Origin of the sequence: Bacillus sp. EU63 (assembly GCF_038592915.1) — a bacterium.
Classification (GTDB): domain Bacteria; phylum Bacillota; class Bacilli; order Bacillales; family Bacillaceae; genus Bacillus; species Bacillus velezensis.
The window spans coordinates 1,999,802-2,014,469 of record NZ_CP151944.1 but is presented as its reverse complement, the minus strand read 5'-3'; the positions used below and the strand labels follow the sequence as shown (position 1 = coordinate 2,014,469).

At 43.9% G+C, this 14,668-nt stretch carries 13 protein-coding genes; 9 read left to right on the top strand and 4 right to left on the bottom strand.

Features of this window, described 5'->3' with window-relative positions; translation table 11 throughout:
* The first annotated feature begins 57 nt into the window (after window positions 1–57).
* The 6 genes from NYE38_RS09725 to NYE38_RS09700 are packed head-to-tail and all read left to right on the top strand — an operon-like array spanning window position 58 to window position 5,920.
* Entirely contained in the window at window positions 58–2,550 is a 2,493-nt protein-coding gene (locus NYE38_RS09725; protein WP_340802691.1) for a peptidase G2 autoproteolytic cleavage domain-containing protein, read from the top strand.
* A 16-nt stretch (window positions 2,551–2,566) separates the two neighbouring features.
* Window positions 2,567–3,844 (top strand): phage baseplate upper protein, encoded by a 1,278-nt coding sequence (locus tag NYE38_RS09720; RefSeq protein ID WP_129093683.1) that lies wholly within the window; start codon window positions 2,567–2,569, stop codon window positions 3,842–3,844.
* On the top strand, window positions 3,841–4,203 hold the full coding sequence (locus NYE38_RS09715; protein ID WP_014305128.1) for a hypothetical protein: 363 nt from the start codon (window positions 3,841–3,843) through the stop codon (window positions 4,201–4,203). The genes NYE38_RS09720 and NYE38_RS09715 overlap by 4 nt, the downstream gene beginning before the upstream one ends.
* On the top strand, window positions 4,200–4,388 hold the full coding sequence (locus tag NYE38_RS09710; protein WP_015387951.1) for an XkdX family protein: 189 nt from the start codon (window positions 4,200–4,202) through the stop codon (window positions 4,386–4,388). Before NYE38_RS09715 ends, NYE38_RS09710 begins: the two co-directional genes overlap by 4 nt.
* A 51-nt stretch (window positions 4,389–4,439) precedes the next feature.
* Window positions 4,440–4,862, top strand: coding sequence for a holin family protein (locus NYE38_RS09705; protein ID WP_025852350.1), 423 nt, complete (start codon window positions 4,440–4,442; stop codon window positions 4,860–4,862).
* 47 nt (window positions 4,863–4,909) lie between these two features.
* Entirely contained in the window at window positions 4,910–5,920 is a 1,011-nt protein-coding gene (locus NYE38_RS09700; RefSeq protein WP_065180829.1) for an N-acetylmuramoyl-L-alanine amidase, read from the top strand.
* Between the two features lie 39 nt (window positions 5,921–5,959).
* Here the strand turns inward: NYE38_RS09700 and NYE38_RS09695 are convergent, their stop codons facing one another.
* The 4 genes from NYE38_RS09695 to NYE38_RS09680 all read right to left on the bottom strand — a co-directional run bounded on the left by NYE38_RS09695 (window position 5,960) and on the right by NYE38_RS09680 (window position 10,045).
* Entirely contained in the window at window positions 5,960–6,685 is a 726-nt protein-coding gene (locus tag NYE38_RS09695; protein WP_061046728.1) for a hypothetical protein, read from the bottom strand.
* A 192-nt stretch (window positions 6,686–6,877) separates the two neighbouring features.
* Entirely contained in the window at window positions 6,878–7,318 is a 441-nt protein-coding gene (locus tag NYE38_RS09690) for an SMI1/KNR4 family protein (protein ID WP_061046729.1), read from the bottom strand.
* Window positions 7,319–7,333: 15 nt separating this feature from the next.
* A complete protein-coding gene (locus NYE38_RS09685; RefSeq protein ID WP_342400437.1) occupies window positions 7,334–9,160 on the bottom strand; it encodes a T7SS effector LXG polymorphic toxin in 1,827 nt (608 codons plus the stop codon).
* A gap of 342 nt (window positions 9,161–9,502) precedes the next feature.
* Window positions 9,503–10,045 carry an IseA DL-endopeptidase inhibitor family protein gene (locus tag NYE38_RS09680; RefSeq protein WP_017417934.1) on the bottom strand — a complete coding sequence of 181 codons (543 nt, stop codon included), beginning with the start codon at window positions 10,043–10,045 and terminating at the stop codon, window positions 9,503–9,505.
* Window positions 10,046–10,273: 228 nt separating this feature from the next.
* On the opposite strand from NYE38_RS09680, the gene NYE38_RS09675 reads away from it, so the two are divergent.
* The 3 genes from NYE38_RS09675 to dacB all read left to right on the top strand — a co-directional run bounded on the left by NYE38_RS09675 (window position 10,274) and on the right by dacB (window position 14,239).
* Window positions 10,274–11,662, top strand: a complete 1,389-nt coding sequence (locus NYE38_RS09675) for an MATE family efflux transporter (RefSeq protein ID WP_017417933.1) — start codon at window positions 10,274–10,276, stop codon at window positions 11,660–11,662.
* A gap of 114 nt (window positions 11,663–11,776) precedes the next feature.
* Window positions 11,777–12,745, top strand: a complete 969-nt coding sequence (locus NYE38_RS09670) for an aldose 1-epimerase (RefSeq protein ID WP_022553248.1) — start codon at window positions 11,777–11,779, stop codon at window positions 12,743–12,745.
* 18 nt (window positions 12,746–12,763) lie between these two features.
* Entirely contained in the window at window positions 12,764–14,239 is a 1,476-nt protein-coding gene (gene dacB / locus NYE38_RS09665) for a D-alanyl-D-alanine carboxypeptidase/D-alanyl-D-alanine-endopeptidase (protein ID WP_017417931.1), read from the top strand.
* The last annotated feature ends 429 nt before the right edge of the window (window positions 14,240–14,668 follow it).

Here is a 14,668-nt window from a genome sequence, read left to right as displayed (position 1 = left end):
AAAAAAAATTATGATACCACTAGAAACTCTCGTTATGAGGATGAGCTATCTGGTGATATGGAAGCGATCGAGAGTAGCATAAACGGACTTGAAAGTGAAATTACCCGTCATAAGAAAGCTGCTACAGCACATACTTCTGAGCAAATTGATCACGGGGGCTTTTCTTTACGAACTTATATTGACGGACTCTATAACCGGGTGCGTAATCTCATTCTTAATGCCGACGGGACAAATGTAAAAGAAGTAGTGGATGCCCGTGTTACTGCTGATGGGGAAATTGCCCCACTGTTGAAAGAGCGTCTTGATAAGGAATATAACAAACTTCTACGTAAGATCACCAGAAACGTTAACGTAGACGACTACGGGGCCGACCCTACCGGGGAGACAGACAGCACAGAAGCATTCAAAAGAGCGATCGGAAACGGAAAGGTGCGGCTCAATCTATCAGCCGGAGAATACGTGATAGGGGGCGTAAAGCTGCCGTCATGGACATATTTGATCGGCCAGGGCATGGGCGTCACCACGCTAAAACTGCACGAAGACACCCCGGCCAGTGAGTGGGTTGTCACAAATGCTGATCATGCGAAAGGCAACCGGAATATCGTTGTGGAAGGTATGTCGCTTGACTGGAATCCTGATCGTCAGGGCGGAGTAGGCGCAACGGGAGGTGTACATTCAAGCTGTCTTCTTTTCGCACAAGTAAAGTTTGGTATTGCGCGCGGCGTTGAAGGCATTAATCCCGGCTTACATTGTTTCGATGTATCAGCGCCTTCTTATGACATTACAGCAAAAGATTACACGGCAACGGGGAGCAAATATATTTGGATCGACAAGTGTGTCGGTTCGGGGTATGGTGATGACGGCATTACGACCCATTACAGCGAGTATATTTTCATCACAAATAATGTGATGACGAACCCCCGCGGCACTGCACACCGTAAAGGGGGAGCCAATTCAAACGGAATTGAAGTGGACGACGGCTCTAAGCATGTCTGGGTTATAGATAATTATACAGAGGGGAATGTGCGGGGCGTAGAAGTAAAAGCCCACAAGAAATGGCCGGCACCTTGTGACGTTCATATCCGCGGCCACGAATCTTTTCGTGACGTTCGCTCATTTGATTTACGGCATATTGATCACCATCTTGTAAAAGACCCTTGGAGCGAGACGGCTCGTGATGTGACGTTAGTAGATTGCACATCCCGGGAACCCGTCTATAATTCGCTTTATGAAGGATTAGCTCCGAAAGCCCTTGTCGTTTCGGCGTACCAGCGTGTTCAGATTATCGGATTCAAAGCCATAGGTGATCCAACATATGATTACAAAGACGGCTCGATCGTTGCTTTCCAGTATAAGAGTAGGAAGATAACAGTAAACAACTTGCATATAACCGGATTTAAAAAGGCTGATTGTGACATCTATATTACCGGCGGCGATCAGATGACTGACGACGTGTTTATTTCTGATTTTGTTATCCATGATTCCGCAAGAACCGGCATCGCGATAGGGGGTGGCGTATATAATGTCAACTTGTTAAATGGCCTTATGCATGTGGCAAGCGGAACGGCCGGCATTACATCCCCGAACACCCAGACCAATATTTTTCTTGTCAGAGCTTACGGCTATAAAGATGCGGCTGTCCTTGCCGGAGAAAAACATTCAGTCGTTCCGAATAACGTCAAGGGAGGCTTTCGAGCAGCTTCCAGCTCAGGACATGCACTTACGAAATACAGTGCGATTATTGCGTGTACGGGGCCGACGTACGCGAAAGGTGAGCGCAACCTGCTTGCAGGAAACGCCGGCGGCTCTTCCTCGGAAGGATCGCGCAACGGCGTCATGTTTTCATACGATTCTCATACAACAGGAGACGGGCCGTCCTCGGGTGTCATGTTCTCGAAGGCTACCAAGAATAGTAAATCTTACACATTGGCTTTAGGCCATGGAAACGGCAAAGCCTCGGAAGCCAACAAAAAAATTGAATTAAACGCAAAGAATGGAACAGTCAAGGCTACTGGCGCAATAGAAAGTGTATCGAATTTAAAAGACTTGGCGGAGTATTTTGAATCAGCTGACGGAGCAAAGATAGAGGCATCTTATCTTGTAGCGTTAGAGGGGGACAAAATCCGAAAAGCGCAAGAAGGCGACAAGATACTCGGGGTCGTTTCTAAGACTGCCGGCGTTGTGCTTGGCGGAGCTGCCTTCTATTGGAATGATCGTTTTCTTCGTGATGAATTTGGCGGCATTATCTACCGGGAAGTATTTGACGGTGAGGACATCATTACGATTCCAGCTGAGAACCCGAACTATGATCCGGAAGCTGAGTACAAGCCACGAGAGGAACGAGACGAGTGGCATATTATTGGATTGATTGGTCAAGTGTTTGTGCGCGTTGATGATACCGTTAACGTCGGTGACAGTGTTTCAGCAGTTGACGGCATCGCGACAAAGGCGGAAAGCGGCGGATACGGAACTGTGATGAGATTTGAATCCCCGTACGATGCGGAAAAAGGATACGGTGTGGCGCAAATGATGGTTACACCGCAGCACTAAGGAGGGATAAGAGACGATGTATAAAACGGGCAGCGTGCCGATCAACATTAATACAAATCCAATCAATGGCCGGAGTACAAATATACAATTTATGACGCAAGACACGGGCAGCGCAAAGCTGTTTTTTTCTTTTACAAAGGATGGTGTACCGTTGCCTCTGTCAGCCGTAGATGCAAAAATTGTCCTACTGTATGATGATGGATCGTTTTATAAAAAGAGCCTCACCATCACTGACAAGGTAAACGGCACAGCGGAATATGTGTTGTCCAATGCAGAACTCAAGCATTACGGAACGGTTAAGGCGGAAATCAAACTATATTACACGAACGGCCAAGCGCTGGCGACTTCATTTTTTACTTTCTCTATCGCCAAAACGTTAGAGGATCAGAACATCGTTCCGACAGCTGACTATTACATTGATGATTTTGAAACGCTGAGAGATGGGATAAACCACATTGTCGAAGAAATCAGTCAGACTGTCGAGGAATTACAGAAGAAATTTGCCGATCTGGAAGCTATTGAAACGAAAGAGGGCGCGCAGCAGAAGGCGGATGATGCAGAGGAAAAGGCCAGAGCTTATACGGATGAACATGCGAATGACGAAGAAAAGCACATTACAGCTGCCGAAAGAAAGGCGTGGAATGCCAAGGAAACTCCCTCCGGCGCGCAAAAGAAAGTAGACGCCCATGCGAACGATCAAGAAAAGCATGTTTCTTCAGCAGATCGGAAGGCTTGGGACAGTAAAGAAACAGAAAGCGGGGCGCAAGAGAAGGTAAATACTCACGCCAATAATACGGACATTCATGTTACCAAACCTTTCAAAGATACATTAGAAGAATTATCAAAGCTGTTCACAGCGGGTTTTAAAGATGAACTGGAAGAATTATTACGTCAGTTCACGGCCCATAATTACAACCAAGAACGACATATTTCTAAAGCTGAACGGAAGACATGGAACGGAGCTGCCACCTATGCCAACATCATGCTGAAGAATGGAGCCGCCGCAGGGACGCGGACACCGATGTACGCAAAGTGGGGGGCGTTTTTAATCTTACGGGGGCATGTGAAAACAGACGCCGAAATTATATTCGGCTCCATCCCCGCGGAATACGCACCTGCTGGCGGTTCCGTTATAACAGTGCCGTTAAGTGGTACAGGCGGCACAGCCGATTTGATCATTTATGATAATGGGGATTTAAAAATAAAATACCCGGACCCGGCGGACTCAAGTAAGATGGGCGGAGGCTACTATCTGGATGTGGTCGTCGGCTTTCAGGAAGGAGGGACAGCATGATTCAGGTTTATGAATACGATGAAAATTTCATTTTGACTAAACCCGTTCCGGTTGAGCCTGATGAAGAAGGGAACTACACAATCCCTGAGAATTGTACAACCGTCCAGCCTCCGTCTTTCATAAAGGCGATGTATCATCCCGCTGAGAAGACATGGACGGAGGCGGCCACCCAGGAAGAAAAAAAAGCCCTGGAAAAGCAAATTGAAAGCGGGCGGGTGCCTTTTACCGTTGATGAATTGAAAGCTCAGAACGCGGCCATTACAGAACAACTTGCGGAAGCGCAAAGCCTTGCCGAGTCACAAGCGCAAATGATTGCCAATCTTTATCTAATGCTGGCGGAGGGGGGGAAAGGGGTATGATGGATTGGTTTACAAGCGTAAAAACCATCTACGGATGGGGGCCGCAGTATTACAGTAATGCAGACGTGGCCCGTTTTGTTGAGTGGGGAAGAATTACAGAAGATGAATACAAACAAATAACCGGCTTAACCTATCCGATGACAAAACAGCCTGTCAGTGTGGATTTAGGCGGCGCCGCAAACTGATCAACACCCGGAGAGGTGTTTTTTATTTTGCCTCGAAGGAGGTGATAACAATTGGAGGGAATATACGTGTGGATGAATTTTGAGAGCTTACAGATCGCAAGAGCATATCTTTTTGGGGAGGTGAAATATCTTGATTTAATGCTGGTGCTGAACATCATTGACATCATTACCGGTGTGATAAAGGCATGGAAATTCAAGGAGCTTCGGAGCCGTAGCGCATGGTTCGGCTATGTGCGTAAGATGCTCAGTTTCCTTGTGGTTATTGTGGCGAATGCTATTGATACGATTATGGATCTGAACGGCGTCCTGACCTTTGCGACCGTTCTTTTTTATATTGCAAATGAAGGCCTTTCCATCACAGAGAATTTAGCGCAGATCGGCGTTAAAATTCCGGCCGTCATCACTGACCGGCTTCACGTAATTGAAAGCGACAACGATCAAAAAACAGAAAAAGACGATCAGGCCGCAGGTTAATCCGGCGGCTTTTTTATATTTCAAAACAGAATAGGAGACGATGAAACATGGTGAAAATCACTAAAGACTTTATTCCAGTGGGGCACAATAACAGACCGGGATATGCAATGGACCCGGCATATATCACCGTTCACAACACGGCGAACACGGCAAAAGGGGCAAGCGCTGCCATGCACGCCCGTTATGAGAAAAATCCGGAAACACCCACCAGCTGGCACTTTACAGTAGACGACAAAGAGATTTATCAACACCTACCCTTGAATGAAAGCGGCTGGCACGCGGGCGACGGAAATGGCACCGGCAACCGGAAATCTATCGGCATTGAAATTTGCGAGAATAGCGATGGGGATTTTGAGAAAGCCGTGGCGAATGCTCAATGGCTGATCAAAAAGCTCATGAAGGAGCAGGGCATTTCCCTTGGAAACGTGGTCCCTCACCAGCACTGGTCCGGCAAGTATTGTCCGCGCAAGCTGCTTGATCGATGGGACTCCTTTAAAGCAGGTATCAGCGGCGCCCCGTCTAAAACGGTAAATTCTCCTGTTGATAAAACAAAAGAATCTTATATTAAAAATACAGTTGTTGCTGACAGCCTTAATGTGAGAACTCAACGCAATGCCAACTCGTCTATTGTGCTTGCTCTTCCTAAAGGTTCGACTGTCCAATATAAAAAAGGATCGACTCAAAATGGTTGGGGTTACATTAAATATACCAATTCTAAAGGAGCCACATACAGCGGTTATGTTAATGTAAGATATATCAAGAGCGATGCAGAGTTAGGGAAAACCCCTTCAAAATCTGCTCCTGCTAAACCTTCAAACAAGACTAGCGGGGGTATTAAGTCTGTAGGCAAAATTAAAATTGTTGGTGTTAAAAGTGCTGCCATTATTATGGACAAACCAGACCGTAAAAACGCCAAGAATGTGGATACAATTGGTCTCGGCAAGACAATTAACATCTCAGGTTCTGTTAAAGGTTCAAACAACTCTAAAGGCTATTGGGAAGTCATCCACGGTGGCAAACGGCGGTATGTGTCTGGACAATATGGAAAAATGGTTTAAGTAAAGCAATAACGAAAAAGCCCCCTTTTGAGGGGGTTTTTATTTTGGTTCAATATTTATTATTAGCGATATTGATGGAATTTTAGCCATAGTAACAGAGTAGTCTCCATCAATTGCATTAAGAATTTCTTCGTCACTTTTTAAAAGGTCATATAAATGATCTTCATCAATTCCTAAAGTTTGAAAAACAGCAAATATATTAGCCAGACCTATTGGAGAAGCCATATTATCTGAACCAGAGGTGCTTAACTGTAAACGGTAGAATTTATGATTGTTGTCATACCATGCTGCCAAAGTGAAAGTTCCACCGGAGCCATCAGTATCTGTTTTTAGCTCTCTTGTGTAAACTGTAACATCTTTGACTTCGGTAAGTTTAAAATCTCCGATATCATCTTTATTAATTAGGCTAAGGTCATTGTTTTCAATATCTTGGGCAGTTTCATTGAAAGTTTGTACAAATTCATCAAGACTAAAGTTAAATTCTTTTTGGCTATCCTCAACTCTCTGAACGTAAGAGTCCCCCTCGTCTTCAGAATTCATTGGCTCCTCTGTAGTGCTTTCTGTGGCAGCAGTGACATCCTCGGTTTTGGATTTGTGAGAATCTCGATTTAACGTAACCATAATAAAAAAAAGAGATAAAGCCAAAACAAGGCTTATTGGAGCTATTTGTTTACCTATTTTCTTAGTTTTTTCAAAGAAGATAAAAATCAATGCTGTAATAAAGACAAAGGTTGCTAATGTTGCAACAATACCAAGAATAATCATATGATCCCCCTCTTATTTTAAAACGAACGTTTACATTTTAAAGCAAAGGAGGATTCATTTCTATGCTTTGTAAAGGATTTGATAATGATTGGAATTGCGAACCGAAGACAAAAGCAATACTGGAAATATTATCGAAATAACAAAAAACCCTTCTCAAAAGGGAAGGGCTTTGTTTATATGGACTTTTTGTTTCTATTCTTCGCAGAGCTTATCTACCAATTCCGTAAACGAATTACATATATGACTCAGAGCCCCCTCTGGATTTTCAAATGCAATTTCATGATCCCAAAAAACAAGAGGGGGATTACTATGATTCTTTCTAAAATCGAAACAGATCTCATTACCAAACACATCATCAGCAATAGGAATTACTTTATCAGGCATTCTGCCGTCTCGATAACGATTAGAAACGTTTATTATGTATGACTCACTATCCTCATGAAAACTATGTAAGTATCCGAAAGCAATCCCTTTTCTTCCTTCAAAATCAAAAGTCTCAGGAGTTGGTGTTGCGCCAGAATAACTTTTGACATATTCTAAGTAATCTTTTGGGAACTTTACTTGTAGCGTATTTTCTACTTCTTGAATTTCTTCGTTACTGATAGGATGTTCTCCGAAATCCCATTCAACCATGTTATTACTCTCCTTTTATCTGTATTCGGAACCTCCGCCCCAGATGTTTCTTCCACCAGTGTGACCTGTTTTACCATGTATATCTGAATCAACTAGCTGCATTATACCTTCATTTTGATGATGATGCCACGTAAACCCTTTTGGTTTTTTCCCTTTTAAAATTTGCTTCAACTGCATTTCTGTAAAGTGATTTTTCAACTCGGGATTTTTGTTGATTTCTTGCAACAGGAGTTCGGTTGCTTTTTTAAACTGTACAGTATCTTTTTCAAGATATAATGACTTATCAATTTTCACTTCTGCAACGGGCTCAAATATTGGAAAACCATCTTTATCATAGGGTATACCTGTTATAGGATGCACATCATTTTTTAAATGACCATTTTTTAAGTTAGTTGTTACTGTATTTCCAAAGGCATCTTTATGTGTGAACGGCGCGGCCTGTGTCAGCATATCTTGCTTTTTTTGAATTTCTTTCTTTAAAAGCGGGGTGTTTTTTACATTATGGGTGTTTTCAATATCTTTTGCTATTCCAACAAGGGCAGGTTCGTTTTTATTTTTCAATAAAGAGTTGATATAGTCTGTTCCGTTTTTTATTCCTGTGTGTACATGGCTTGCAGCGCCAGGCTCCAATAATTTTCCCACCTTGGAGAAGCCTGTTTTTGCGAGTTTGTTTGATACTTTAACCGTCGAGCCCACACCTTTCAGGCCGACAAGGCTGCCCACCGCATAGGAGACATAGTGCGCTCGAGAGTACGTATCACCATTCACCATTTGATCATTCCACGAATCGGCTAGGTTTGTCCATATGATTTTTGCGTAAGACGGAGTATTCAATACGGTAGAAATCGTTTTAACAACCTTTTGTTCATCAGAGAGCTGATAAAAGTCCCAGGCGCCGACAGCGAGGTCTTTCAGACCTAACACAGTATCTTTCCCAACATCATAAAGGCCGACTGCAACCCCTTTGAAACCGTCTGTGAGTTCTTGCGTGTTTTCAATTTGAGTGAAATAACGCTGCTGTTCTTTTGTCAGGTTTTCATAGCCGATTGTTTTAGCCATTGAGTAGAACTCATCGGCATTCGCATAGTCGAAATTGTTTAGCCTTTCTTTTAGTTTTTCAACCTCACGTTCTCTTGCTTCTTCTTTCTTAATCGTAAGGTAAGCATCCGAATGCCTAGCAATCTCGCCTTTCTTCTTATGGATGTCGCTTTCACGGTACGCTTTGGCGTTGTAGTGAAGCGGCGTGGCGCCTTTTCCTTTGCCTGTAGCGTTTTGGAACTGCTGAAAGTCGGCTTGGATGAACTGTTCGTTTGCTTCGGTTTCTGCGTATTCTTTCGTTAGATCGTGATCAAGTTTGCCGAGTTTATGTATCGTTTCGATTCTTTTTTTGTCAGCTGAAGAGAGCTTCTGATCTGTGCTTTCGGTTGAAAACAGATCAAGCGAGATGATGTCTTCGATCTCTCCGAGGATGGAGCGCATGTCCTTTTTCTGCTCTTCCATAATCGCCTTTGATTTACTGAGGGCATGGGTGAGTTCGTGCTCCAGAAAAGATTCTTCTACATGAGATTCGGAAAGGCCTGCGTCTTCGACTTTGCCGGGAAGGCTTGTGAGAAATGCGATTTTCATATCGATCAGATCAAGCCAGCTGTCTGTGACGCCGGCGTGGTCCTGGAAAAAGGCTTTGATGTTATCTGCGCCCCGGCCAGAGAAATCGCCGTCACCGAGATCAGCCATGCCTTGAAATGCTTTTTTCAGGTTAACCATCTGGCCGCGGAGTTCTTTATATTCGTTTGCGCGTTGTTTAGCGGCAGAAAGCAGGGTGGTTGCTTCAAAGATTTTCATGCTCATATCCTTTCGCGATAAAATGTTATTCAAAATTTTACCACGTTGAAACTCGGAGTAAAATAAATATCTTTAAGAATTCGAAATTCACACAGATAAAAACACTTAAAATATTTTTCACAAATTTAGCACAAGCATTGTTAAAAAAGCTTATATATCAACGTATATAGAGGTATATTGTACGTTCTCCTAGAGCGTTTTTTGTATAAGATAGGCGCAGATTAATAATGTCGGCAAAACAGAAAACCCCTTTTTATACAAGGGGTTTTTGAGTTGAATATTTTGTGAGAACCTGGTGGAAATGATGTGAAAAAAGCCCGCTGTAAGCAAGCGGGCTTTTTCTTATATGACAGCATCAAATTGATTGACTTTCCAAACGTTGTTTTCTTTTACGAATGTTACATCGCGTTTTGCTGACGGAGAACCGTCAAGAGTCGGTACAGTGAAGCGGTATGTTTGAGCGCTTCCTTTTTTAGAAAGAAGAGTCATTTTTGCTTTTTTCCAATTCAGGAGGTTATCTCCGTCGCCGACCGGAACAGCCAATTTGCCGTCTTTTACAGTGAAGTGGTAATCTTTGAGCCCTTTGTCAATCGCTTGCTTTGTAAAAGCGGGTGTCAGATATTTTACGGCTTTCGCTTTTGTTCCGAGGTCTTTGCACATAAATACATATTGCAGATTTTGATATTCAAACGGTTCAGAAGTGCAATTTGCGTTTGATTTAAGCGAACCGCCGCTCATTGTGTTCCAGAAATGTTCTCTCGCTGACAGGGCCAGCTGAAGCGCTTGTTTTTGTGTAAGGTCATTAGGTGCATTTTTTGCGGTCGCCGCAGTGCCCAGTGACAGAATCAATGTAATAGTAGTGAGGAATAATAGCCATTTTTTCATGATATAATCTCTCCTTCAATCAATCTCTTTCTCTTATGTTACAAATGTTACAATAATTACGGTAAGATTACAATACCTTTTCAGAAATATTTTCCGGACTTTTTATTTTTATGGTTTATTTCCATGTAAGACGTGAGAAAAAGATAAAGAGTTTCATTGAACAAAAGGTTTTTACAAGCTGTCTGCTGAATAATAAAATGGAAGAAAATCAAAAAAGGAGTCCTACATATGGAAGTACAAGATCATTTAGAAACAGCGGAAGGCCGCGGCCAGTCTGTCTGGCGATCGATGTCACTGTTTTTAGTGCCGCTGCTTTTAAGCAATGTATTGCAATCTGTCGGCCAATTGGTCGGAATGGTATTTGTCGGAAGGTGGCTCGGAGTTGATGCGCTTGCCGCCGTATCGTCTTTTTTTCCGCTGTTTTTTCTGCTGATCTCCTTTACGATCGGAATCGGTTCGGGAAGTTCCATTTTGATCGGGCAGGCTTACGGCGCGAAAAACGAAGAGAGGATGAAGGCGATTGTCGGCACTACACTGACTTTTACCTTTATGCTCGGTGTTGTTCTGGCAGTTGTCGGCAGTGTGTTTACGCTTGATATTCTGCGGCTGATGGGAACGCCGGAAAACGTAATAGATGTCAGTGTCCGATATGCGCGCATTTTGTTTTGCGCAATGCCGCTGATGTTTTTATATTTTGCGTATACGACATTTTTACGCGGAACGGGAGATTCAAAGACTCCGTTTTATACGTTAATCGTCAGTACAGTCATAAACATCGGGCTTTTGCCCTTATTGATTCTCGGGCTTTTCGGACTTCCGAAGTTCGGCATTTACGGTTCGGCGTATGCAACCGTGATTTCAAACATCGTGACATTTATCGTACTCATGGTTTATTTACGGAAAAGAAAACATCCATTGGCATTTGACCGGACTGCGCTCCGTTCTCTTAAAATGGACAAAAAGCTGCTCGCGCTTTTACTCCGTCTCGGTATTCCGTCGAGCATCAATATGATTCTCGTGTCACTTTCTGAAATTGCGGTCATTTCATTTGTCAATCATTACGGATCAAACGCGACGGCTGCTTACGGGGTCGTCAACCAAGTGGCGAGTTATGTGCAGATGCCGGCGGTAAGCCTCGGTATCGCCGTTTCAATTTTTGCCGCCCAATCCATTGGCGCCAATCAATTCGGCCGGCTGAAACAGGTCATCAAAGTCGGCATCGGCCTGAATTATTTGATCGGCGGGGTGTTGATCCTGCTGATTTACACCTTCTCCCGGCAGATACTGGCTTTGTTTTTAACAGATCAGGATACACTCCACATTGCCCGCAATCTGATTATGATTACCCTTTGGAGCTATTTGATTTTCGGTCACGCTCAGATCGTTTCAGCAACAATGCGGGCGAGCGGTACGGTGTTATGGCCGACGATTATCAGCATTTTTGCGATTTGGGGAATTGAAGTGCCTGTGGCCTTTATTCTTTCTCATTATACGAATCTCGGCATTCTCGGCATTTGGGTCGGTTATCCGGCGGCTTTTGTCATCAGCCTGCTGCTGCAATACGGATATTACCGGTTTGTATGGAAGAAAAAACAGATTACCCGGCTGATTCAATAAGGTTTTACCGCACATCGCTCAGTTCATACGGGCGATGTTTTTTTAGAGCAGGAAAATGAGTTTAGAAAATGGAATTCCTATACATGCTAGAAAACAAGGAAAGGGCAGGTGCTTATGACGATTGAACATACGACTTATTTAGGGGTTTCAGCCATAAAAGCGGAGACTGATCAGGCTGAATGCATCATTGTGCCGGAGTGGGGATCAAATGTCATATCGCTTCGGGATAAAAGAACCGGTATGCGGCTTCTCAGAGAACCGGAAACTGCGGAGCAATTCCGCGCAAAACCGATGCTGTACGGCATTCCCGTTTTATTCCCGCCGAACCGGATTACGGACGGGACGTTTCGTTTTGACGGCCGCGCGTATCAATTCGAGATAAACGAAGAGGATAAACATAATCATATTCACGGCTTTCTTCACAATCAGCATTGGAAAGCGGCGGCAGCGAAAGAAGAGGGGGATGGAATGACAGTCGAAACAGAAATTGATCTTTCAAAGATTCCCCGTGTTCATAAACAATTTCCGCACGATGTCATTGTCCGGATGACCTATACATTAAAAGACAATGTGTTTACGCAGCGGGCGCTGATTACCAACAATGGAACGGAGGCTTTTCCTTGGGGGCTCGGCTATCATTCCACATTTGTTTTCAATGAAGAGCGATCCCGTCTTTTTCTGACGGCTGACCGCATGTGGGAATTAAATGAACGTTTCGTGCCGACGGGCCGTTTATTGGATGTGCCTGATAAAGAAGCGTTCCGTCATGGGATGTCTTTGAAAAATAAACAGTTTGACGATGTTTTTCTTTCTTCCGGACGGAACGGCGGCAATAACGAAGCTGTTATTTCTCATCCGGATGAGAAATTATCCGTTTTGTATCAGGCAGACACGTCTTTCAAGCATTGGGTAGTATATAACGGTGACGGAAAGCAGGGGTTTGTCAGTCTTGAGCCTTATACTTCCGTTACAGATGCATTTAATCTGAATCAGCCTGCATCACTGACAGGGCTTCAGATTCTGAAACCGGGCGAAGAAGCGGCTGCGTCATCCAGGATCACCATTTTGCATGACGAAGAATAGGAAAGAGGCGGGATAACATTGAAAATATATGTGAAACGCTTGAGCGCGGTGATTCTGCTTTTGATCATTGCCGCAGTTCCTTATATTGATGATGCGGCTAAGGCGGCTGAACAAAAAAATACTTTGCAAAAAGAGCTGGAACACATTCTGGATGAAGAACCTGCTTTAAAGGGGGCTTCAGCGGGCGTCAGTGTCCGGTCAGCAAAAACAGGGGAGGTGCTGTTCGGCAGCCGGGAAGATATGCGGCTGAGGCCTGCATCACTGATGAAGCTGCTGACGGCATCTGCGGCGCTTTCCGTTCTCGGAGAAGATTACACCTTTAAGACAGAAGTACGGGCAGACGGCGCCGTGAAAGGAAAACAGCTGCGCGGAAACCTTTATCTCAGGGGAAAAGGCGATCCGACCCTATTGGTTTCTGATTTTGAGAAGATGGCTAAACAGGTCAAAGCCAGAGGCATCCATGTCATTAAAGGAGATCTGGTCGGGGATGACTCGTGGTATGACGAGACCAGGTATTCAGTTGATCTTCCGTGGAGCGATGAAGGCCAATATTATGGTGCGCAAGTATCAGCTCTTACCGCTTCCCCAAATGAGGATTATGATACCGGAACGGTGATTGCGGAAATCAGCCCGGCAAAACAGCCCGGTAAAAAGCCGCGCATTTCGATTTCTCCCCATACGGACGTCGTTCGTGTGAAAAATGAAGTGAAAACCGTCGCTTCTGATGAAAAGAAAGAATTGACGGTTGAACGGGAGCACGGTGGCAATGTGATTACGATAAAGGGAACCATACCTGTCGGCTCGGCACAGGCAAGAGAATGGGCGGCGGTGTGGGATCCGTCGTCCTATGCTTTAGATTTATGGAAACAAGCGCTTACTAAACAGGGTATAACTGTAAAAGGGAAAATCAGAACAGGGAGAATGCCGCACCGCACCCAACTTGTCACATCACGGACATCCATGCCTCTTTCAGAATTATTGATTCCGTTTATGAAACTGAGCAACAACGGGCACGCCGAAATTCTGATCAAGGAAATGGGAAAAGTGAAAAAAGGGGAGGGCAGCTGGGAAAAGGGCTTGGACGTGATGAAATCGGAGCTCAAATCGTTCGGGCTGAATCCGGATGAATTGATTGCAAGAGACGGATCCGGCGTTTCTCATATTAACGGCGTATCCGCCGGCCAAATCGGAGAGCTTTTGTATGCGGTTCAGAAAGAAAAGTGGTACCCGGCTTTCCTTCGTTCGCTCCCTGTCGCCGGTGCAAGCGACAGAATGACGGGAGGCACTCTTCGGAACCGGCTGAAGAATACTCCGGCAGAGGGCAAAATTAAAGCGAAAACCGGGTCACTAACATCAGTCAGTTCGATTGCCGGCTATGCAGACACAAAAACAGGAGATACGCTTATTTTTTCCGTGCTTCAAAACGGGCTGATTGACGAAGATGACGGAAAAGACATTGAAGACAAAATCGCAGTCGTGCTGGCAAATCAATAAGAAGGGCCGGATCCTTAGAGGGTTCGGCTTTTTTTTGATGTCTGTAAAACATTATATTGCGATTATGAATCAATCTTTTCAAAAAGTAATATCGCAATACACTTCCTTTTTTTTACATGCTACTTTCTTACTTGTTCACCGATTTTTCATTTTCTAACATGAAACTTCTTTTCAGGAGGAAAAACCTTTTTAAAAGCGCAATTAATTATACATTTTATTCCTTATTATAGTGTTTAAGAACCAGTTTGCAGTGTGCATACATACCGTTTTACATGGTATAAAGATATAGAAATGAAGAAATGAAGTGAGGAATATATACTATATTCTAAAAAATGTTAGAGAAAATTTAATTTTTTATTGTGATTTCTAAAATATGTTTTAAAATAATGCTTATATGGATGATTTAGTCATATGCTGTCGAAATTTAAT

What these genes read in the sequence shown, in the direction of transcription:
- NYE38_RS09670 (WP_022553248.1), top strand. Translation starts at nt 11,777, where the DNA reads ATGACGATTGAACATACGACTTATTTAGGGGTTTCAGCCATAAAAGCG.
- NYE38_RS09725 (WP_340802691.1), top strand. Translation starts at nt 58, where the DNA reads ATGGAAGCGATCGAGAGTAGCATAAACGGACTTGAAAGTGAAATTACC.
- NYE38_RS09680 (WP_017417934.1), bottom strand. Translation starts at nt 10,045, where the DNA reads ATGAAAAAATGGCTATTATTCCTCACTACTATTACATTGATTCTGTCA.
- NYE38_RS09720 (WP_129093683.1), top strand. Translation starts at nt 2,567, where the DNA reads ATGTATAAAACGGGCAGCGTGCCGATCAACATTAATACAAATCCAATC.
- NYE38_RS09700 (WP_065180829.1), top strand. Translation starts at nt 4,910, where the DNA reads ATGGTGAAAATCACTAAAGACTTTATTCCAGTGGGGCACAATAACAGA.
- NYE38_RS09690 (WP_061046729.1), bottom strand. Translation starts at nt 7,318, where the DNA reads ATGGTTGAATGGGATTTCGGAGAACATCCTATCAGTAACGAAGAAATT.
- NYE38_RS09710 (WP_015387951.1), top strand. Translation starts at nt 4,200, where the DNA reads ATGATGGATTGGTTTACAAGCGTAAAAACCATCTACGGATGGGGGCCG.
- NYE38_RS09675 (WP_017417933.1), top strand. Translation starts at nt 10,274, where the DNA reads ATGGAAGTACAAGATCATTTAGAAACAGCGGAAGGCCGCGGCCAGTCT.
- NYE38_RS09685 (WP_342400437.1), bottom strand. Translation starts at nt 9,160, where the DNA reads ATGAAAATCTTTGAAGCAACCACCCTGCTTTCTGCCGCTAAACAACGC.
- NYE38_RS09715 (WP_014305128.1), top strand. Translation starts at nt 3,841, where the DNA reads ATGATTCAGGTTTATGAATACGATGAAAATTTCATTTTGACTAAACCC.
- NYE38_RS09695 (WP_061046728.1), bottom strand. Translation starts at nt 6,685, where the DNA reads ATGATTATTCTTGGTATTGTTGCAACATTAGCAACCTTTGTCTTTATT.